At 40.3% G+C, this 19,431-nt stretch carries 18 protein-coding genes and 2 riboswitches; of the genes, 9 read left to right on the top strand and 9 right to left on the bottom strand.

Features of this window, described 5'->3' with window-relative positions; genetic code table 11:
- Complete coding sequence (locus H4J41_RS10365) at positions 1 to 810, bottom strand: cobalamin-binding protein (protein WP_182138219.1); 810 nt, start codon at positions 808 to 810, stop codon at positions 1 to 3.
- Between the two features lie 492 nt (positions 811 to 1,302).
- A riboswitch (cobalamin riboswitch) is annotated at positions 1,303 to 1,498 on the top strand.
- Between H4J41_RS10365 and H4J41_RS10360 the strand changes: the two genes are divergently transcribed.
- From H4J41_RS10360 to H4J41_RS10350, 3 genes are all read left to right on the top strand, one after another.
- Positions 1,485 to 1,652 (top strand): hypothetical protein, encoded by a 168-nt coding sequence (locus H4J41_RS10360; RefSeq protein ID WP_182138220.1) that lies wholly within the window; start codon positions 1,485 to 1,487, stop codon positions 1,650 to 1,652. Its footprint overlaps the riboswitch before it by 14 nt.
- 8 nt (positions 1,653 to 1,660) lie before the next feature.
- Positions 1,661 to 2,080 (top strand): hypothetical protein, encoded by a 420-nt coding sequence (locus H4J41_RS10355; protein WP_182138221.1) that lies wholly within the window; start codon positions 1,661 to 1,663, stop codon positions 2,078 to 2,080.
- A 22-nt stretch (positions 2,081 to 2,102) separates the two neighbouring features.
- Positions 2,103 to 2,277, top strand: a riboswitch (cobalamin riboswitch).
- A 55-nt stretch (positions 2,278 to 2,332) separates the two neighbouring features.
- Positions 2,333 to 4,186 carry a TonB-dependent receptor domain-containing protein gene (locus H4J41_RS10350; RefSeq protein ID WP_182138222.1) on the top strand — a complete coding sequence of 618 codons (1,854 nt, stop codon included), beginning with the start codon at positions 2,333 to 2,335 and terminating at the stop codon, positions 4,184 to 4,186.
- 183 nt (positions 4,187 to 4,369) lie between these two features.
- On the opposite strand, the gene H4J41_RS10345 is transcribed toward H4J41_RS10350, so the two are convergent.
- Together H4J41_RS10345 and H4J41_RS10340 are read right to left on the bottom strand one after the other, a co-directional pair.
- Entirely contained in the window at positions 4,370 to 5,488 is a 1,119-nt protein-coding gene (locus H4J41_RS10345; RefSeq protein ID WP_182138223.1) for a phosphotransferase enzyme family protein, read from the bottom strand.
- A 451-nt stretch (positions 5,489 to 5,939) separates the two neighbouring features.
- Positions 5,940 to 6,770: a LysR family transcriptional regulator gene (locus H4J41_RS10340; RefSeq protein ID WP_182138224.1), complete on the bottom strand. Its 831-nt coding sequence runs from the start codon at positions 6,768 to 6,770 to the stop codon at positions 5,940 to 5,942.
- A gap of 233 nt (positions 6,771 to 7,003) precedes the next feature.
- Between H4J41_RS10340 and H4J41_RS10335 the strand changes: the two genes are divergently transcribed.
- The 3 genes from H4J41_RS10335 (at position 7,004) to argR (ending at position 10,900) form a co-directional block, all read left to right on the top strand.
- A complete protein-coding gene (locus tag H4J41_RS10335; protein ID WP_182138225.1) occupies positions 7,004 to 9,208 on the top strand; it encodes an alpha-ketoacid dehydrogenase subunit alpha/beta in 2,205 nt (734 codons plus the stop codon).
- On the top strand, positions 9,205 to 10,296 hold the full coding sequence (locus H4J41_RS10330) for an ACP S-malonyltransferase (protein ID WP_182138226.1): 1,092 nt from the start codon (positions 9,205 to 9,207) through the stop codon (positions 10,294 to 10,296). The genes H4J41_RS10335 and H4J41_RS10330 overlap by 4 nt, the downstream gene beginning before the upstream one ends.
- Positions 10,297 to 10,420: 124 nt before the next feature.
- Complete coding sequence (argR, locus tag H4J41_RS10325) at positions 10,421 to 10,900, top strand: transcriptional regulator ArgR (protein ID WP_220460973.1); 480 nt, start codon at positions 10,421 to 10,423, stop codon at positions 10,898 to 10,900.
- A 541-nt stretch (positions 10,901 to 11,441) separates the two neighbouring features.
- On the opposite strand, the gene H4J41_RS10320 is transcribed toward argR, so the two are convergent.
- Together H4J41_RS10320 and ispB are read right to left on the bottom strand one after the other, a co-directional pair.
- The gene (locus tag H4J41_RS10320) at positions 11,442 to 12,530 is read right to left on the bottom strand and encodes an aldose epimerase family protein (protein WP_182138227.1); all 1,089 of its coding nucleotides are present in this window, start codon (positions 12,528 to 12,530) and stop codon (positions 11,442 to 11,444) included.
- A gap of 139 nt (positions 12,531 to 12,669) precedes the next feature.
- Entirely contained in the window at positions 12,670 to 13,641 is a 972-nt protein-coding gene (gene ispB, locus H4J41_RS10315) for an octaprenyl diphosphate synthase (protein WP_182138228.1), read from the bottom strand.
- Between the two features lie 241 nt (positions 13,642 to 13,882).
- Here ispB and rplU point away from each other — a divergent pair, with 241 nt between their 5' ends.
- The 3 genes from rplU to cgtA all read left to right on the top strand — a co-directional run bounded on the left by rplU (position 13,883) and on the right by cgtA (position 15,797).
- Positions 13,883 to 14,194 (top strand): 50S ribosomal protein L21, encoded by a 312-nt coding sequence (gene rplU, locus H4J41_RS10310; protein WP_077285540.1) that lies wholly within the window; start codon positions 13,883 to 13,885, stop codon positions 14,192 to 14,194.
- A 16-nt stretch (positions 14,195 to 14,210) separates the two neighbouring features.
- Positions 14,211 to 14,468, top strand: coding sequence for a 50S ribosomal protein L27 (rpmA, locus tag H4J41_RS10305; protein WP_182130220.1), 258 nt, complete (start codon positions 14,211 to 14,213; stop codon positions 14,466 to 14,468).
- 168 nt (positions 14,469 to 14,636) lie between these two features.
- Positions 14,637 to 15,797, top strand: coding sequence for an Obg family GTPase CgtA (gene cgtA, locus H4J41_RS10300; protein WP_182138229.1), 1,161 nt, complete (start codon positions 14,637 to 14,639; stop codon positions 15,795 to 15,797).
- Positions 15,798 to 15,946: 149 nt separating this feature from the next.
- Here the strand turns inward: cgtA and H4J41_RS10295 are convergent, their stop codons facing one another.
- Genes H4J41_RS10295 through modA form a run of 4 tightly spaced genes read right to left on the bottom strand, consistent with a single transcriptional unit; the run spans position 15,947 to position 19,418 of the window.
- Positions 15,947 to 16,693, bottom strand: coding sequence for a HesA/MoeB/ThiF family protein (locus H4J41_RS10295; protein ID WP_182138230.1), 747 nt, complete (start codon positions 16,691 to 16,693; stop codon positions 15,947 to 15,949).
- Positions 16,686 to 17,903, bottom strand: a complete 1,218-nt coding sequence (modC, locus tag H4J41_RS10290) for a molybdenum ABC transporter ATP-binding protein (RefSeq protein ID WP_182138231.1) — start codon at positions 17,901 to 17,903, stop codon at positions 16,686 to 16,688. Before modC ends, H4J41_RS10295 begins: the two co-directional genes overlap by 8 nt.
- Entirely contained in the window at positions 17,900 to 18,598 is a 699-nt protein-coding gene (gene modB / locus H4J41_RS10285) for a molybdate ABC transporter permease subunit (protein WP_182138232.1), read from the bottom strand. The genes modC and modB overlap by 4 nt, the downstream gene beginning before the upstream one ends.
- Positions 18,591 to 19,418, bottom strand: a complete 828-nt coding sequence (gene modA, locus H4J41_RS10280) for a molybdate ABC transporter substrate-binding protein (RefSeq protein WP_182138233.1) — start codon at positions 19,416 to 19,418, stop codon at positions 18,591 to 18,593. The genes modB and modA overlap by 8 nt, the downstream gene beginning before the upstream one ends.
- Between the last annotated feature and the right edge of the window lie 13 nt (positions 19,419 to 19,431).

Here is a 19,431-nt window from a genome sequence, read left to right as displayed (position 1 = left end):
TTACGCGCGTTCGGCCCATTGTTTGATAATGTTGGCTAGTTGTTCAACCCCGTCAGTTAATGCTGCGGGTCCTGGCTGTAAAATATCGGTAGAGTTTATCTCATAGATGTCACCATTTTTTATCGCAGGTATTGCTTGCCAACCCGCTCTAGAGGTAACTTTTTCTTGATCAAATTTACGACCACACCAAGAGGCAATGTAGATATCAGGCTGTTTGGCAATAACATCACTGGGGTTTGCCACAATGCGGTTTTTGGCTAAGGACTGGCCGGAAAACTCTTGATAACAGTGTATACCACCGGCAATTTCTATTAGCTCACTTACCCAGCCAATGCCGGTGATAATAGGGTCAAACCATTCTTCAAAATAAACTTTTGGGCGCACAGGCAGCTTGGCAGCTTGTTGTTTAATTTTGCTTAAATTATGTTGTAAGTCGCTGACTAACTTATCGCCTTTTTCTGGTTTACCGATTAAGCCTGATAAGGTGCGTATCATCTGCAAAATTTCACTGACACTGCGATGATTAAAGCAATGCACTTGTATACCTTCTTTGATTAAATCGGCAACAATATCGGCTTGCATATCAGAAAAGGCCAGCACTAAATCTGGTTTTAGTGCGACTATTTTTTCTGTTCTTGCGGTGATGTAAGCACTTACTTTTGTTTTTTCTTTTCGCGCGCGTTCAGGGCGCATGGTATAAGCTGAAATGCCAATAATGCGATGATCTTCTTCCATCAGATAAAGTGCTTCGGTGGTTTCTTCTGTTAAGCAGATAATTCGTTCTGGCCATTTAGGTTCAGCAACTGGCATTATGTATTTTCCTTGTTGACTCGCTGTGGTCTTACTATCAGTCTTGTTACTAGTATTCGCCTTGCTATGAACTATGTATCGCCATGAGCTAGCTGTTATTAGGCTGAGTACTTTTTACTTTATCAAAAACAGAGACACAATGATTAATTTTTTAATTATCCTAGGGGCTATTATTGGCCAACTCGATGTTAACGCATCATAACTAAGTACTTAATGCGCTAAACTTGTTTGCTATATTTTTCGGCATTATGGGGTGAAAATTGGCTTGAATTGACGCTTTAACGATAAGTTGTTAGTTGTTGAGTTGAACGGCCATGGAGACAAAATAAAGCTAATCAGTTAACTTTTATGCTTAGGAACCCGGTTATATTGCGGTGATATTATTTTGAAAAAGTGAGGATATTTATATTCTTAACAGCCCAGTGAATAAAAAATAAACCTTGCTATTTCGCTCTAGCTGTCGATAATCGCGCCATTAATTAAATAATGTCATATTCAATTTTACTTTTTTATGTTTTGAAAGCGTAATAAAATAAAGCTGGGAATGTGGTGAAAGTCCACAACTGTACCCGCAACTGTAAACAGAGCGATATATTAACCACTAAATCTTTTGGCTAAAAGTGATTTGGGAAGGGATATATCTAGATGCTGTAAGTCAGGATACCAGGTGAATTATGATCATTAGTTACCACGTCGAGCGGGTTACTCGGGCATTGGATATTTTATCTATTTTCATTTATACCGCCTCAGTGGTGAAAATGAATTTGCTCGCTATATCGCTAAACCTTATCGACGTTAATCACATATATCGACCAACTGATGTTGGGTTTGATACTCGTTAGGCGTTGCAATGTTTGATATGAAAGCTGTTAGTCATCCACACTCAGAAAAAATTCAAACGCTTATCTATGGTAAAGTTAAACCATTAAATATCAGCACTTTGGGTAAACTCAAACACTTAACTAAGCATTTAACTAAGCACATGGCTAAAATTCAGCTGACGGTTAAGGTTTGTTATGTGCCTAATCATCTTCATCAGAAGTTACATTTCAACTCTGCCCATTTTACAGCTGTTGCTATTGCGGCCAGTAAAGTCACCAAGCAAATGAATAACCAAGTGCACCAAGCCATGGTTGATATTAATCAACATCGAGAAATACAACTTGAGCGATTAGCTGATGTCTGTCAGCAGCATTTAGCTAGGGATAAAATTTACGACATGATTAATCAAGGTGTCGATACGCCGAGTAATAAGCTGTCAACTCACTAAGACGAAAAAATTTAAACAAGCGACAGTAACTGAACACTTTAGTGACTGTTTTACATAGTAAGTTCGAGGGAAGAAAATGAAATTTTTTCACTGCCCCCGCAACGGTAATCATAGTGTTAAGCGTTTTATTTATATAAAGATATATTGATAGAAAGCGTGGCCATGTTAGTCCGAGCACTTTAACTTGCATAATTAAACTGCGCTTAAGCGCGGTAATAAAAATGGTGCGGAGGGCATCGTTAATGAGGTCATATGAACATTAAACAAAACAATTTTTTCAAAAAATCACTATTATCACTTGCCGTTATCAGTGCTATGTCGACAGCTTTTGTCGCTTCAGCAAGCACCGAAAGTAAGGCAAAAGATATTGAAGTATTAACCGTAACGGCAACCCGTACACACCTAAATATTGACGATGCGCTGACTAGCCAAGTGGTTATTACACGTGCAGATATCGAGCTAGCTAACCCAATTTCATTTTTAGATTTATTATCTACAGTACCCAGTATTGATATTGCCACTAATGGCGGTAGAGGGCAAAACGCCTCAATTTTTATGCGTGGCACCAACTCAGATCATACCTTAATACTGATTGATGGCGTGCGAGTGAGTTCCGCTACATCGGGCGGCACAAATTTAAATACCATTTCGCCAGAGATGATCGAGCGTATCGAAATCGTGCAAGGCCCACGTGCAGCATTGTGGGGCTCAGACGCTATTGGCGGTGTTATTCAAATATTTACTCGTCAGTTATCAGCGGGAGAGTTGTTTGCCGGTGCTAGTTTTGGTACTGACAATTATCAAAAGTATAAAGCTGGCGCAGGTATTAGCCATGGTGACGGCCAAACGACTATCACCGTCAGTAAAGAAGAAAGTGATGGTTATGATGTTCAAGAAGGCGTTGAAACTGATGATGACGGTTACGACTTTACCTCGGTAGCGATTAGAGGTCAGCAAAAAATCACGGAAGACTTTTCAGTAGAGTGGTTGTTATCAAGTGATAGCGGCGACAATGAATATGATGGTTATTATAATGGCTCTGATTTTAATAATCATACGTGGTTAGTGCGTGCTAATTATGCGACCAGTATTAAAGGTGTAAATAACAAGACCGTTTTTTCTGTTGGGCAAAGTCGTGACAGTATCGACAGCTTAAGTAATGGCCTTTCACAAGGGATTTTTGAAACCCGTCGCAATCAATACTCGATTGTTAATAACAGCCAACTTTCTGATGATCTGCAAGTTAATATTGGTGTTGATTATTATCAAGACGATGTTTCTAAAAGTAGCATAGTTTTTGACAAAGAAGAAAGAGACACCACAGGTGTTTTCGCCCATACCTTATATACTGAAAATACATGGACATTTGAAGCGACATTAAGACACGACAGTGTTGAAGATGTTAACTCAGAAAATACGTATAATTTTGGCGTCGGTCATAAAGTTGATGAAGATACTCGCGTGGTGCTTAATTATGGTACTGGCTTTAAAGTGCCGACTTATAATGATTTATTCTACCCAGGTTTTGGCACGCCAACACTTGATTCAGAGCTTTCTGAAACGGTAGAGTTGTTTTTCGAAACAAAAATTGCTGAAGTTAACACCAGTGTTAGCTTATACCGTTCAAAAATTGATGACCTAATTGGTCAAAAAGATGGTGTGGCAGCAAATTTTGCAAAAGTTGAAATTAATGGTGTTGAACTCTCAGCTAACTATGCCGGCTTTGGTGGTATGCACGACTTTAATCTTTCTTATACGGATGCCAAAGATCAATCGACAACAGATAATACTGGCCGCTTAAGCTATGAGCAGTTGATTCGTCGCGCGAAAGAAAAATTCAACTATAAATTTGTCACCACAGTGAATGCAGTAGACGTTTACGCAGAATATCAATTTGTTGGTGCAAGAGAAGATGCCGTATTCGGCATTGGTAAGGTTGATTTAGCGAGTTATCAATTAATTAATTTAGGGCTGAACTACGATGTATCTCACAATTTTAGCGTTTCTTCGCGTATTACTAATTTATTAGATAAAGCGTATCAAACGGCGAGTGGCTTCAACAGCCAAGAACGCGCACTTTATCTTGGTATTACTTATCACAACTAAGTTGTATTGACCTGTCGGGAGTTATTATTGCCTAGCGCTTTTGCAAGAGCGTTGAAAGAGTATTGAAATATAGCCCTGTAAATAAAAAAGGCACCCTCAATAACAGTAGGGTGCCTTTTTTTATCTAATCTGTCGAGAAAACCCCGTGATCCGAGCGAAGAAAAAGTCGCGGGGTAGTTCACATTATGTGTTGGATGTGGGCGCTGATAACACTATGTTAGTTAATAATGCTTCTTGTTGGCAAAACAAGCGATAAAGCTGTAATTGATTTTTTGCTCTGACTAAATTGTGGCTGGCGTAAGTGGTTTTAAAGTACCGATCGCCATTTAAAAAGTCAGTTAAAAATCGAATACTGAGCATAAACGGCATCAATTTAATGCCAAAGATTAAGCTTCTGCGTTCAATTTCGCTGAGCGAGCCATTAAAACCTTCAATGTAGGCGTTGGTTAACGCGGTTAATATCTCAAAATTAATGCTCATATTATCGAGTTCAGCACTATCTTCGGCAATTGACGGACAACAGCTGCGTACCATATCGCCAAAATCATGCATCACATAACCTGGCATACAGGTATCTAGATCAATCACGGCAACGGGTTGGTTGGTTGCTTTGCTAAAAAGTAGATTGTTAATTTTAGTGTCGTTATGGGTAACACGTAAGGGCAAGTTTTTAGTGATTTCAGCGATACTGTCGATAAAAGTTTGCTGAGATTGAATAAAGGCAATACTTGTCTGAGCGGCTGCTAATCGTGTATCTTCAGCGCTTGCTAGTGCTTGTTGAAATTGTTTTATTCGTATGGATAAATTATGAAAATGTGCAATGATTTCAGCTAATTCTTCACTGTTAAAATCACTGAGTGCGGCCGTAAATTGTGCAAAGGCGCGGGCCACTAAACTGGCTTGCTCGACACTAGTTATTGACTCTAAGGTATAACACTGCGGAATATAATGCAGGCTACGCCAATATTGCCCTTGTACTTTAACATGATTTTTATTATCTATGCTGCGCAGCTGATAAATCGGTGTTAAAGGGTAGCTTTTATTGTCAGACTTAATTTTTAAGTGTGCGCTAATCAGGTCGGCATTATCAGTTACTTGCCGCGGCGCATTAAAAACTTGTTGATTTATATGTTGTAAAACAAAGCTATTATCAAGCGTTTGCACTAAGTAAGTGTTATTGATCAGGCCATTGCCGAGCAAAGTGATTTTGCAATTTTCTATAGCATAACCAAATTGTGCTAATACCTGTGCGAGTAATTTATGAGGTAAGGCTGAAGTCATAGGATGTTTTTTTATTGACAATAAGGCGCTACAAATAGGCGAAATCTTATCACTATAAAGCGTTCGACATATTAAGCGTTCGACATATAAAACAGTCGAAATGTTAAGTTATCGACATATTAAGAGATAGTCGCCAAGATGAAAAGTCTTCATTTGCTATTAATGTTTAAGAAAAACGAGGCTAAGCTAGCGACAGATAATTTTTTGCATTGATAATATCTTTATATTTGCCATGCTTTACCTCCTGCAGTCCTCATTCTTTTCTCCCTGTGAGATGTTTCTTGTTTTTACAGGGAGGAAACAATGAGAAAAGAAGGAGAAAATATTTAATATATGGCAGGGCTGCGAGGGTGTTATGTTAAAGGCGAAAGCATTTTATATTAGCTGTGCTTTACCTCCTACAGTTCTCATTCTTTTCTCCCGGTGAGATGTTTTTTATTTTTACAGAAAGAAAACAAGCAGGTAACCAAGGCTAGTGTGCATGTTTGCGCGCTAAACGCTTTAAATTATCGATAGCTTGAGATGATTTTGTATAGGCGAGGACAATTTCTCTAGTTAGTTGTAAGCCAACTATCGGTCTAAACACCACGTCACTGCGCTTAATAATTTCACTATGTGCCGGTAAAAATGCACAACCTAAACCGGCATGGACCAAACCGAGGGCATAATCTATGGTGGTAATTTTTGCTCGCACATCAAGACTAATACCTGCCAGCGCTAAAGTGTCTTGTAAGTTATTCCAAGCACTGCAAGGTGTGCGTTGAATAAAAGGTAAGCCATCGAGCTGCTTTAACGTTACGGTATCCTTGAGTGCTAATACGTGATCGTAAGGCAATACCAGCAAGTAGTCTTCTTGCCACATATTGATATATGGTTCACTCTCATGGAGTTCGTCTTTTAAAATAATACGCGCATCAACTTTATCGGTATGAGGGACTAAGGTCAGCTCAACCAAAGGATTGGCTGAAGTAAAATCTTTTAATAGTAGGCTCATGCGCTCAACACCTAAACCTCGGGTTACGCCTAAGTTAAACGGCTGTTTATCAGTTTTTTCTGAAAACACACTTTTGATTGCCCCTGCTTGTCCTAACAGTTGCTTGGCTAACGGAAAAAGCTTTTCCCCTTGCTCTGACGGCGTTACACCACGGGCATGACGAATAAAAAGTTGCACACTAAGTTGTTGCTCTAATTGTGCTATTGCTGCCGATATTGACGGTTGGGCAATAAAGCAGGTTTTTGCCGCCGCACTAAAGCTTTTTAACTCATAGACGGCAATAAAATAATTCAGTGATTTTAAATCCATAATAATCTTGGTTACTTTAGTGTGGTTATCGTTATTGGTGACGTTATCAGAAAAGGTATAGGAAAAAACTATAGCAGATAAAGAAAAAGAATATTTTAACTTTGGCTGGTTTTTGCTTATTATTTTTGTACTTTGTTTTACATGCTTTTTTTTAGCGTTTGTTTGATAGCTTAAATCGTCTTACAAGACTAATTTTAAACTACAACAATAATAACTATCCCCGTGGAGATATGATGTCTGATCGCAATCAATTGGTGAATGAAAACTTTATCAATTTTGTTCGAGCACGAACTTTACCTGAATCAAGTTGTGCTTTAAGCCCTAATGATGTGGGACTAAGTTCAGCTGAAGTGATTGACCTATTTGAAACGCAAGTCATGAGTCGCCACCTTGATTTGCAGTCACGCGTGATGCAGAAAAAAGGTCAAAGTTTTTATACTATTGGTAGCTCTGGCCATGAGGGCAATGCCGCTTATGCCAAGGCATTTCGCCCGACAGACATGGCCTTTCTACATTATCGCAGTGCCGCGTTTGTTATACAGCGTAGTAAGCAAGTACCCGGACAAACCATTTTATACGACATGCTGTTGTCATTTGCGGCCTCAAAAGATGATCCTATTTCTGGTGGTCGTCATAAGGTGCTCGGGAGTAAAGCACTCGCTATTCCTCCACAAACTAGCACTATAGCGTCACATTTACCCAAAGCCATGGGCGCTGCTTTTAGTATTCCGTTAGCAGAGCGTTTAGCCCATCAAGGCGAAATTCCCAATGATGGCGTGATTATTTGTAATTTTGGTGATGCTTCATCGAACCATTCCACTACACAAGGGGCAATTAATAGCACAGCTTGGGCAGCCTATCAGTCGATTCCTATGCCGATTGTTTTTGTCTGTGAAGATAACGGCATTGGTATTTCAACCGCCACCCCAGAAGGTTGGATTGCGGCTAATTATGAAAACAGAGCCGGTTTAACTTATCTCTATTGTGACGGCCTGAATATTTTAGATACTTATCAAACCGCCAAAAAAGCGGAACGTATTGCTCGAGAATTGCGTAAGCCGGTGTTTTTACATATTCGCACCGTGCGTATACTGGGCCATGCGGGGTCTGATGCTGAGTTTGTTTACCGTGATATGGCGGATATTACCGCGACTGAATTTCAAGACCCGCTATTACACACGGCGCGTATTATTTTAGAAAACAATCTATTAAATCCAGAAGAGCTGATTGAAATTTACCTAGATGTTGAAAGTCGCATTGCGGTGATTGCTGAAAATGCCGCGAGCAAAGACAAGCTGACCAGCGCTGAGGCGATCATGGCGAGCATTGTCCCTCAGGTGCATAAAGCACCCAGTTCAATCGCGGTGAGCGAGGAAACCCGCAAAGAAATTTTTAAGCATGAGCAACATAATCTGCCGAAAAAACAGCATTTGGCAAAATTGATTAATTGGACCTTGATGGACTTGATGGCTGAGTACCCCAATATTGTGATGTGCGGTGAAGATATTGGCAAAAAAGGCGGTGTTTATAATGTTACCGCTAAACTATGCGAACGTTTTAGCAAGAACCGAGTGATCAATACCTTACTAGATGAACAAACCATTTTAGGTACCGCGATTGGTTTAGCGCATAACGGTTTTTTACCTATTCCTGAAATTCAATTTTTGGCTTATGTGCATAACGCGGAAGATCAAATTCGTGGTGAAGCAGCCACCTTGCCATTTTTCTCCAATGGCCAATTTACTAACCCTATGGTGATCCGCATTGCGGGTTTAGCTTACCAAAAAGGTTTTGGTGGTCATTTTCATAATGATAACTCTTTTGCTGTATTTCGCGATATTCCTGGCTTGATCATCGCTTGTCCGTCAAATGGCGCAGATGCGGTTGAAATGATGCGCGCCAGTGTGCGCTTAGCGCAAGAGCAGCAACGCATGGTGATATTTTTAGAGCCGATAGCCTTATACATGGCGAAAGACCTACATCAAGAAGGTGATGGCTTATGGACTTTTGAATACCAAACGCCAGCATTGGCAGACAAGCGCATTGATTTAGGCGTTAAGGTTGCAGGCTCAGGTAAGCAAGTGTGTATTTTAACTTATGGCAATGGCAATTATTTATCGCGCCAAGCACAAGCAAAACTAGCCAAGCAGGGTATTGAAGCGCGCGTGGTTGATTTACGTTGGTTAGCACCGCTAGATGAACAAGGTATTTTGGCGCAAGTAAATGCTTGTGAGCATGTGCTTATTGTCGATGAATGTCGTCAAACGGGCTCAATTAGCGAAGCCTTAGTGACCTTAATTCATGAACAAGCCAGCAAGATCGCTAAAATTAAACGTGTTACCGCCAGTGACAGCTTTATTCCTCTTGGCGCGGCGGCTTATGAAGTGTTGCCGTCGGTGGAAAATATTGTCGATGCTGCCAAGGAGATTTGCCAATGAGTTCGTCAGTTAACAATAGCGCTGAAACAAGCGTCAAAAAAAAGCATAACAGCAAGCAAAGAGCGGTAGTTATTTGTCCTGGCCGTGGTACCTACAATAAAGAAGAACTGGGTTATTTACAGCGTTTACATAGTGATAAAACTGAAATAATTTCATTGATTGATGATTTTCGTGAGCGCCAAGGACAAATAAAAGTCGCTGAACTTGACGGTATGGAAAATTACAGCATGCGTACACATACGGCGGGTGAAAATGCTTCTGCACTTATTTATGCTTGTGCGCTAGCAGACTTTCAAGCGATTAATAAAGACCAGTTTGATATTGTCGCGGTGACAGGAAACTCGATGGGTTGGTACATCGCGTTAGCGGTTGCCGGCGCTTTAAAGCCAGATAAAGCTATCGAGTTAATTAATACCATGGGCTCGATGATGACAAAAGGTCTTATTGGCGGGCAAATGATTTACCCGATCATTAACGATGATTGGCAAGTTGATCCGGCGCAAGAACAAAAAGTAATGCAATGGCTGGCACAGGCAAATCAACAAAGTGATTGTGAAGTTTATCTGTCAATTAAGCTCGGTGGTTACCTTGTTTTTGGCGGCAATAAAGCGGGTTTAAAAGCCTTAGAGCATTTACTACTTGTGATACAAGACCGCTACCCAATGCATTTGTTTAACCATGCAGCTTTTCATACGCCGCTGCTTGATGAGGTTTCAAAACGTGCGATGTCGTTAATGTCAGCTGAACTGTTTAATGCCCCTGAAATACCGTTAATCGATGGTTTAGGACAAGTGTGGCAACCTTATAGTTGTGATGCTGAGCAGTTATATCACTACACGCTTGCTACCCAAGTGGTTGAGCCTTATAACTTTTCAAAAGCGATAGAAGTGGCCATTAAAGAGTTTGCGCCAGATAAGCTGATTATTTTAGGCCCAGGTGCGACCTTAGGCGGTGCTGTAGCGCAAAGCTTGATCAGTCATCATTGGCTTAACTTAGAAAGTAAGGCTGACTTTATCGCTCAGCAAAAACAAGATCCCTTTATACTTGCTATGGGTTTAGCAGAACAACGTAAAAAGGTTGTAAAATAAGCCTTATCTCGACAGGTATTATTTCAAGCTAAGTAGCGTTTACAATTTTGGTGTAAAATAAAATAGCCGAAAAAATATTTATTTTATACAATAGACAAAAGCAATTTCCGTTTCGAGTTAATTAATGATCACAAGCCGTAAAAAAAATGAAGCAGAGTTAGTACTCGCGTTTAAAGCATTACTAAAAGAACAGTGCTATGGCTCACAAAGTCAACTTGCTGAGGCATTAGCCGAGCAAGGCTTTAAGAATATGTCGCAGGCGAAAATTTCACGCTTGTTATCTAAACTTGGCGCAGTGAAAATGCGAAATGCGAATGATCAAGTGGTTTATATTCTGCCAGATGAGTTAGCCGTACCCAAATCAAAGCAAGCTATTCAATCTGTGGTGATCAGTGTCAAACATAATAATATGCAGATTATTTTAAAAACAGGGATTGGTGGCGCACCATTAATTTCACGAATGTTAGATAGTCTAGGTGAATCAACCGGTATTTTAGGGACGTTAGCAGGTGACGACACTATATTTATTGCACCAACAGATATTAATCGTATTGATGAAATAACTAAAGACATCAGCTTGTTGTTAGGTGTTTCAACTCAATAGTTTTAAGCTGTCAGTTAACCGTTCTTTGTAGGTTCTTTGTAGGTTGGACTTTAGTCCAACATCTTGATTTAGCAATATATTTAGCATGATAATCCATCATGCTAACCGCCTATTCGACATTATAAATACGAGCTAAAAATAGTTTTAAGCTGTCAGTTCTAAGCTGTCAGTCAGCAGAAAATAGCGATAAGTGTAGTTGCCATTTTTTTGTAGGTTCGTTGCAGGTTCTTTGTAGGTTGGACTTTAGTCCAACATCTTGATTTAGCATTATATTCAGCATGATATTCCATCATGCTAACCGCCTATTCGACGACATAAATACGAGCAGAAGATAGTTTTAAGCTGTCAGTTCTGAGCTGTCAGTCAGCAGAAAATAGCGATAAGTGTAGTTGCCAGTTTTGTGCAGGTTCTTTGTAGGTTGGACTTTAGTCCATCATCTTGATTTAGCAATATATTCAGCATGACATCCCATCATGCTAACCGGCTATTCGACGGCATAAACGTGAATCCATAACAAGCACTGATGCATAGGTAATTCACGTTATACCGTTTCAAACACAAAGCGAGTTTGGCTATAAAAAGGCTGTTCTGGCCGCACTATGGTGTTGTTTATATTAGCGCCGTTAATACGGGTAGCTAAGTTTTGCGGTTCAAAACAAAAGGCTGAATGTTGTTGATAAACGCAGTGTTCTTTACCTGTTTGGCTGCCATCAATATAATTAGCTGTGTATAAAATCAAGCAAGGTTGAGCGCTATACATAGTTAATTGCCGGCCAGAGTTAGGTTCAAATGCTCTTGCTGCAAATATTTCACCACTGATAACATTATCATTGCTTAACCAATAATTGTCGTATCCTTTAGCGATAATCACTTGTTCGTCGTTTGAATTAATGTTTTTACCTAAAGCGGATAACTGACTGAAGTCGTGCGCGCTATTTAGCACGGCTCTAATTTCACCTGTTGGGTAAATATCTTCATTCATCGGTAAAAAATAATCAGCGTTTATTTGAATCTGATGCTGATAGATATCACCAGATTTATGCCCAGCGAGGTTGAAATAGCTATGCTGAGTTAGGTTAATTACGGTAGTTTTATCAGTGTTGGCAAAGTATTCTACGGCTAGTTCGTTGCGACAATTAAGGCTATATTTTACTGTGAACTCGACATTGCCTGGAAAACCGTTATCACCATCAGGACTGGTATGATGCAGTATTAAGCTGATTTTTTCAGCCGAAATTTCAGTGGTTGCCTGCCAGAGTTTTTTGTTTAGCGCCTTGTGACCACCATGAAGCTGATTGTCATTATTATTGATATCAAGCTGATAAGTTTTATCGTCAATAGACAAGAGTCCTTGATCTATCCTACCGGCATAACGGCCGATAATAGCACCTAAATAATACGGGTCATTTTCATAAGCTTTAATGTCGTCATAACCCAAGACAATATCGCTTGAAACAGCATTTTTATCTAAGGTTTCCAAAGCAACAATAATGCCGCCGTAATTACTGATTTTTACTCGAACACCGTGAGTATTTGATAAGGTAAAAAGTGTTGCGCTTTCGCCATTACTTAAAGTGCCAAAGGCGCGTTGAGTAATGCTTAGGCGGTTAATTTTGGGTTGGCTTGGCATGCTTTATACTACTATCAAAAATGATAAGAAGACTATAGCAAATATTTTTATGGCTTGACTAGCGCTGTAAAATAATCTCAAAAAATAAATATAAACAACAGTTAGTTATAAAATAACTGTTGTTTATTTGGCCAGAGACTTAATGGTTACGATTAGCAGCTATATGGGCTAATGAAATTAAGGCTTGTTTGTATGCTGACTCAGGCAGTATGGCAATCGCATTAATGGCTTTATCTGCTTCTTGCTCGGCTTTATCTTGGGTATAGACTAAAGCGCCCGTTTCTTTCATGGCGGCGAGTATATCGTCTAAATGCTCCATACCATCGCCATGCTTAATCGCGCTGCGGATCATACTTTTTTGTTGTTCATTGCCATGTGCCATAGCGTATAAAAGTGGCAGGGTAGGCTTACCTTCAGCGAGATCATCGCCAACATTTTTGCCCATGGCTTGTGCATCAGCGGTATAATCCATAATGTCGTCAACCAGCTGAAAGGCAGTGCCTAAATGTTTACCATAATTTAGCATGGCGGTTTCTGTTGCTTGATCTTGTTTGGCAATGACCGCAGCAAGTCGCGTGGCGGCTTCAAATAATTTAGCTGTTTTGCAGTAAATAACCTTCATGTAGCTATCTTCTGTGGTGTCGGGGTCATTACAATTCATTAATTGCAGCACTTCACCTTCAGCAATGATATTGGTTGCATCGGATAAAATATCCATGATGTTTAAGTTACGTAACTCACTCATCATTTGAAATGAGCGAGAATACAAAAAATCACCTACCAAGACACTAGCACTGTTACCAAACATAGCATTGGCGGTTTCACGGCCTCGGCGCATATTTGACTCATCTACAACGTCGTCATGTAGTAAGGTTGAGGTATGGATAAACTCAACTATTGCTGCAAGTTGTAAATGCTCATTGCCTTGATAGCCAATAGCTCTTGCCGCTAATACCGTGAGTAGGGGACGCATACGTTTACCACCACCATTAATAATATAAACGCCTAATTGATTAATCAGCGCCACATCAGAATGAAGTTTTGAAAAGATAAGATCGTTGACAGCTGTCATGTCTTGTTGAGCCAAAGCTTGGATATTTTTGATATTCATAGAACGTAACAAGTTACCTTAGATGTACTTTAGTGTTAGAATACTAGTAATTTCACGGGGTAATTTTACACGAATTTCATGACGATAGAAGTTTTCCGAGTGATAAGTTTTTAGTTTAGTAAAAATAATAATAAATCATTACTTTTATGCTTGCTCTGACTGATTTCTTCGCGTAGAATTCGCGCCCTATAATTTTAAATTTAAGCGTCGTCCCTAGATGATGACGCAGTACGGAGTAGCTATGTACGCGGTATTCCAAAGCGGTGGTAAACAGCATCGTGTAACTGAAGGCCAAACAGTTCGTTTAGAGAAGATTGAACTTGAAATTGGTGCTGCAGTAGAATTCGAAAACGTTTTAATGATCGCCGATGGCGAGAGCATCAATGTAGGCGCGCCTTACATTGCTGGTGGTAAAGTTGTTGCTGAGGTTGTAAACCAAGGTCGCGCTGACAAAGTTAAAATTGTTAAATTCAAACGTCGTAAGCATTCACGCAAAGAAGCGGGCCATCGTCAATGGTTCACTGAAGTGAAAATTACTGGCATTAACGGCTAACTAGGAGCGATTTACAATGGCACATAAGAAAGCTGCGGGTAGTACACGTAACGGTCGTGATTCAGAAGCAAAACGCCTAGGTGTTAAGCGTTTTGGCGGCGAAGCCGTTTTAGCGGGTAACATTATTGTTCGTCAACGTGGTACTCGTTTCCACGCTGGTAGCAACATGGGTATCGGTAAAGACCACACTCTATTTGCTTTATCTGATGGTAAAGTACAATTTGAAGTAAAAGGTCCTAAAAACCGCAAGTTTGTAAGTATTGTTGCTGAGTAGTAATACGCAAACTTATAAAGCCCTGCTTTTACGCAGGGTTTTTTTTTGCAGGTAATTTATAGTTATTCGTTACAAATTGTATAAAAAATGACATTTTTCAAAACTATTTGAAATAAATCATTTATAATATGTAGCAGAAAATAAAATTTTGGAGTGTTTTAAAACACCATGAAATTCGTAGATGAAGTAGAAATTCGCGTAGAGGCCGGAGACGGTGGCAATGGTTTAGCCAGTTTTCGTAAAGAAAAGTTTATTGAGTTCGGTGGACCAAACGGCGGCGACGGCGGTGATGGCGGCGATGTTTATTTAATTGCTGATGAAAGCTGGAATACACTAATCGATTACCGTTTTGAAAAATTTCATCGCGCGAAACGTGGTGAAAATGGCAGAAGCCGTGACTGCACCGGTAGAGGCTCAGAAGACTTGTACTTAAAAGTTCCTATAGGTACACGTGCTGCAGATATTGATACTGGTGAGCAATTAGGTGATTTAACTCATCATGAGCAAAAGCTATTGGTCGCCAAGGGCGGTTGGCATGGTTTGGGTAATACACGTTTTAAAAGTAGTACCAATCGTGCACCACGTCAGAAAACTGATGGTACCCCAGGCGAAATTCGCAACTTAAGACTTGAGTTGTTGTTGCTTGCTGATGTTGGTTTACTCGGTTTACCAAACGCAGGTAAGTCTACTTTAATTCGCAGTGTTTCGGCCGCGAAGCCAAAAGTAGCTGACTACCCGTTTACCACCCTAGTACCAAATTTAGGCGTTGTGCGCTTAGACCCTCAACGTAGCTTCGTTATTGCCGATATTCCAGGCTTAATTGAAGGTGCCGCTGACGGCGCAGGTTTAGGTACACAGTTTCTAAAACACTTAGAACGCTGTCGTATTTTATTGCATGTGGTTGATGTCATGCCAGTTGACTGTTCAGACCCATTAGAGAATGCAAAAACTATTATTGGCGAATTAGAAACACATTCTTCAGAGCTTGCTGGCAAACCACGCTGGTTAGTCTTCAACAAGTTAGACTTGTTACTTGAAGAAGAAGCAAAAGAAATTACTGATCGAGTTATTGAAGGCTTAGGCTGGACAGGTGAAGTTCGCAGTATTTCAGCGGTTAATCGCACCGGTACTGACGACTTGTGTCAAGGTGTCATGGGCTTTATTGAAGCCTTACCACCAGAAGAAGAAGCTGCACCTGTTGATGGTAAAACTGTTGAGTTTAAATGGGATAGCTATCATGAAGATACTATTGCAGAACTCGAAGATGATCTTGATGATGAAGATTGGGATGAAGACGATTACGACGTAGAAGTTGAATATCGTAAGTAATTCTTGATCTAAACTTAGCTGATCTAAGCTGAGTTCAGTTTACGCCTTAACCATAGGCTTAAACGTCAAAGGAAAATCTTAAAAGGTGGCTTGTTTTAGCTGATAAGTCACCAGTCTTACCCAATAAATTCCATATACCCCGTTAAAATTTATCCTGAGCAAATAGGGCAATTAGCCTGCTTTTTTAGGGTGAATTGCTGCCATGAATTATGTAAACCATCAAAAATATTTAATTGATTTGTGGCGACTGCATGGCCAGTTAAAAACTTAATGGCTTGCAATGCTTGCATACCACCAATAATAGCCAGTACTGGGCCTAATATGCCGATAGTTTGGCAATTATTTTCTGGCGGCTTTTTATGGGCAGGAAATAAACATTGATAACATGCACTGTCAGCTATGTTCGGATTAACAAACATATGTTGTCCGTCAAAGCCGGTTGCTGCGCCAATAATTAAAGGCTTTTTATGTTCGATACACTTTTGATTAATTAAATAACGGCTGTTGATGTTGTCAGTGCAGTCAAGCACTAAATCAACCAGTGGCAGATAGTAATCAGCCAGTTCTGCATCAAGCATTTCATCGAGCACTTCAATGTTGGTAGCGCTATTAAGCTGTTGCAACTTCTCTGCACTGGTATCGGCTTTATTTTGGCCAATATCTGTTTCGGTAAACAATATTTGCCGGTGCAGGTTGCTAAGTTCAATATTGTCGCCATCGGCTAAGTAAATATTACCGACACCGGCGGCATTTAAATAAAGACTAGCAGGGTTACCTAAACCACCGACACCGATAATTAATACACTGGCCTTCTTAAGGGCTTGTTGACCTTGTTCGCCAATGTTTTTTAACATGGTTTGACGACTAAAACGTAATTTTTCTTGGTTGCTAAGCATTGGCTGTTGGCTCCGTAAAATAATAACTATGTACGGCATTGGCTTTAAATTGAATATACACCTTTGACTCTGTGGTTAGCGCCATACGTTTTGCTGACCATAAACTTATTTGGGCGTAAAACTCTTGCTCGTTAGCTTTCAATGTCACTAACGCATTGGTTTTGTTGTATTGTATTACGCTAATACTTGCCGGCAGGTGATTTACAATCGAGCTGTGCTCGGGTTTGGTTTTACTGATGCTAATATCGCGCGCATAAATAATGCAAGGTAATTGCTGAGAAATTAAACGCTGACTATTGCTTTGTTCTAGTATGGGTAAATAGATATTATGGTTTTTGCTTGTGCTCTTTTTTGCCGGTAGTGTCAGTCGAGTTAGGCCATAATCAGGTAAATGTTCAGCGATAGTTAATGACAAACTGGTTTTAGGGCTAGTTTCACCGCGACTGTTTAGCTGGTGAATTGCTTGGTGAATAGGGGCTACTTGGGTTATTTTTCCTGCTGAAACTACCACCAATTGATCGGCGATATATTGTAACTCACTTAAACTGTGACTGACATAAAGCATAGGCAGCTGAAGCTGTTGTTGAATGGCTTTTAATATCGTCAACATTTGCGATTTAGTGCTTTTATCTAAGGCACTGAAAGGCTCGTCCAATAACAACAATTTAGGCTCGGCTAATAGCGCCCTAGCAATCGATACCCTTTGCTTTTCACCACCAGACAGCAGCGTGACATTTTGATGCTGTAGTTGGTTTAATTGCGTTAACGCCAGTACCTTTTCAATGGTCAGTTGTCGGTTGGTTTGGCGTTTTGCGCCATAAGCTAAGTTTTGGTAAACACTTAAGTGTGGAAATAAACGACTGTCTTGAAAAACTAGCCCAATTTGTCTTTTCTCCGCTTTAATAAAAGCTTTGTTGTCGCTATCTTGTAGCACTGTGCCATTTAATGAAACTTGGCCTTTTGCTCGCGGTTCAAGGCCGGCGATAACGCGTAGTAAACTTGATTTTCCTGAGCCAGAATCACCATAAATACCGGTAATCGCTGAAATGCTAATGTTTTGTTTAATGCTTATTTCAAGATGGCTAAACGCCAATTTAAACGCCAAGGCTAATGTTGAGGGGGCAGCACGTTTTGGCTGTGCAACGGCTAGCTGTTCGTCGCTTATATTGCGTATAGCGCTTGAATTATTTGAGTTGTCTATGCGGCTCATAGTTTCACAGTCCCTTGCTGCTTTTTATTGAAGTTATTACCCAATAAATAAACCAAAGACAAGAGTATTAATGAGGCAATTAATAATCCGGCCGAGAGCAGGTGGGCGTTAGCGTAATTAAAGGCTTCAACATGATCGAATAAAGCGATAGAGAGTACCCGCGTTTCACCAGGAATATTACCGCCAATCATCAGCACCACGCCAAATTCACCCACGGTATGCGCAAAACCTAATGCGGTTGCCGTAATAAAGCTGGCCTTAGTTAACGGCAGTACCACACTAAAGAAACGATCTATCGGACCAGCACCCAGCATAGCGGCGGCCTCAAGGTGGTGATCACCTAGCTGTTCAAAAGCTTTTTGTAAGGGTTGTACAACAAAGGGTAGTGAATAGAGTACTGAACCTATAACAATAGCGCTAAAACTAAAGGCGAGCTGGCTGCCCGTTGCACTTTGCCATAACTGCCCTGGTAAGGAGGTGGGTGAAAAGGCTAACAGTAAGTAAAAGCCTAATACGGTGGGCGGCAATACTAAGGGTAAAGCGACCACGGCCTCAAAAAAAACTTTGAATCGACTTTGCCACTTGGCTAAATACCACGCCATTGGCGTACCTATTATGAGCAAGATAACCGTAGTCACCGCCGCCATTTTCAAGGTGGTTATAAGCGCGAGTAAGTCGGCTGAAATATCAGTCATATTGTGTATTGACCTGGTTATTTTTTTCTATCAATGGTATGGATTTTATCGGTAAATAACCGAGTTGTACTAATTTCTCTTGGTTATCTTCCTGTAAAATAAAATCACTGATTTGCTGTGCTAATTTGACTTGTTGGCTAGATTTAATAATCACTAATTGCTGGGAAATGGGCTGGTAATATTCAGGCGGAATAATGATCCCTTGATATTTATTCATGGCTAATTGGCTGTACGCCACAATACCAAACGGCACAGCTTGACTGCGAACTTGTTGAAAGGTTTGGTTGATATTCATACCGGTGATTAAATTGTTTTGAACCTGCGGCCAGAGCGATAATTTTGTTAACGCCTGTTGAGCCGCCTTGCCATAGGGGGCGGTATCTGGATTGGCAATAGCTAACTTACCGGAATAATGATTAAGCTCACTTAAGCCAGATAATGCTCGAGTAGCTGACCACAAAGCAATTTGCCCGTAGGCATAAGTTTTGCGACTGTCGGCTATTATTAGCTTTTCTTGTTCAAGTAATTCAGGTCGCATTGAATCGGCAGATAAAAACAAATCAAAGGGTGCGCCGTGTTTTATTTGCAGATATAAGGTACCGGTCGCTGCGCTGATCATTTGAACGTTAATAGCGTCTTTGTTGGGTAGGTTAGCCAGCAATATTTTAAGGGCAGGCGCAAAGTTTGCGGCTACCGCGATACGTAAGGGCTTAGTCTGTTTTGGTTTGTCGAGTGCACAAGCATGGCTGGCTTGTAAGGCCAGCCAAATAATGCATAGCGGGAGTAACTTTTGTCTTAACTTTTGTATTAGTTTTGGCATTAGCTTCTGCATG

Source organism: Colwellia sp. MB3u-45, assembly GCF_014077005.1.
GTDB lineage: Bacteria > Pseudomonadota > Gammaproteobacteria > Enterobacterales > Alteromonadaceae > Cognaticolwellia.
Note: the sequence above shows the minus strand (reverse complement) of the source record. Positions and strands in the feature narration are given on the sequence as shown.

What these genes read in the sequence shown, in the direction of transcription:
- H4J41_RS10365 (WP_182138219.1), bottom strand. Translation starts at nt 810, where the DNA reads ATGCCAGTTGCTGAACCTAAATGGCCAGAACGAATTATCTGCTTAACA.
- H4J41_RS10360 (WP_182138220.1), top strand. Translation starts at nt 1,485, where the DNA reads ATGATCATTAGTTACCACGTCGAGCGGGTTACTCGGGCATTGGATATT.
- H4J41_RS10355 (WP_182138221.1), top strand. Translation starts at nt 1,661, where the DNA reads ATGTTTGATATGAAAGCTGTTAGTCATCCACACTCAGAAAAAATTCAA.
- H4J41_RS10350 (WP_182138222.1), top strand. Translation starts at nt 2,333, where the DNA reads ATGAACATTAAACAAAACAATTTTTTCAAAAAATCACTATTATCACTT.
- H4J41_RS10340 (WP_182138224.1), bottom strand. Translation starts at nt 6,770, where the DNA reads ATGGATTTAAAATCACTGAATTATTTTATTGCCGTCTATGAGTTAAAA.
- H4J41_RS10335 (WP_182138225.1), top strand. Translation starts at nt 7,004, where the DNA reads ATGTCTGATCGCAATCAATTGGTGAATGAAAACTTTATCAATTTTGTT.
- H4J41_RS10330 (WP_182138226.1), top strand. Translation starts at nt 9,205, where the DNA reads ATGAGTTCGTCAGTTAACAATAGCGCTGAAACAAGCGTCAAAAAAAAG.
- argR (WP_220460973.1), top strand. Translation starts at nt 10,421, where the DNA reads ATGATCACAAGCCGTAAAAAAAATGAAGCAGAGTTAGTACTCGCGTTT.
- H4J41_RS10320 (WP_182138227.1), bottom strand. Translation starts at nt 12,530, where the DNA reads ATGCCAAGCCAACCCAAAATTAACCGCCTAAGCATTACTCAACGCGCC.
- ispB (WP_182138228.1), bottom strand. Translation starts at nt 13,641, where the DNA reads ATGAATATCAAAAATATCCAAGCTTTGGCTCAACAAGACATGACAGCT.
- rplU (WP_077285540.1), top strand. Translation starts at nt 13,883, where the DNA reads ATGTACGCGGTATTCCAAAGCGGTGGTAAACAGCATCGTGTAACTGAA.
- rpmA (WP_182130220.1), top strand. Translation starts at nt 14,211, where the DNA reads ATGGCACATAAGAAAGCTGCGGGTAGTACACGTAACGGTCGTGATTCA.
- cgtA (WP_182138229.1), top strand. Translation starts at nt 14,637, where the DNA reads ATGAAATTCGTAGATGAAGTAGAAATTCGCGTAGAGGCCGGAGACGGT.
- H4J41_RS10295 (WP_182138230.1), bottom strand. Translation starts at nt 16,693, where the DNA reads ATGCTTAGCAACCAAGAAAAATTACGTTTTAGTCGTCAAACCATGTTA.
- modC (WP_182138231.1), bottom strand. Translation starts at nt 17,903, where the DNA reads ATGAGCCGCATAGACAACTCAAATAATTCAAGCGCTATACGCAATATA.
- modB (WP_182138232.1), bottom strand. Translation starts at nt 18,598, where the DNA reads ATGACTGATATTTCAGCCGACTTACTCGCGCTTATAACCACCTTGAAA.
- modA (WP_182138233.1), bottom strand. Translation starts at nt 19,418, where the DNA reads ATGCCAAAACTAATACAAAAGTTAAGACAAAAGTTACTCCCGCTATGC.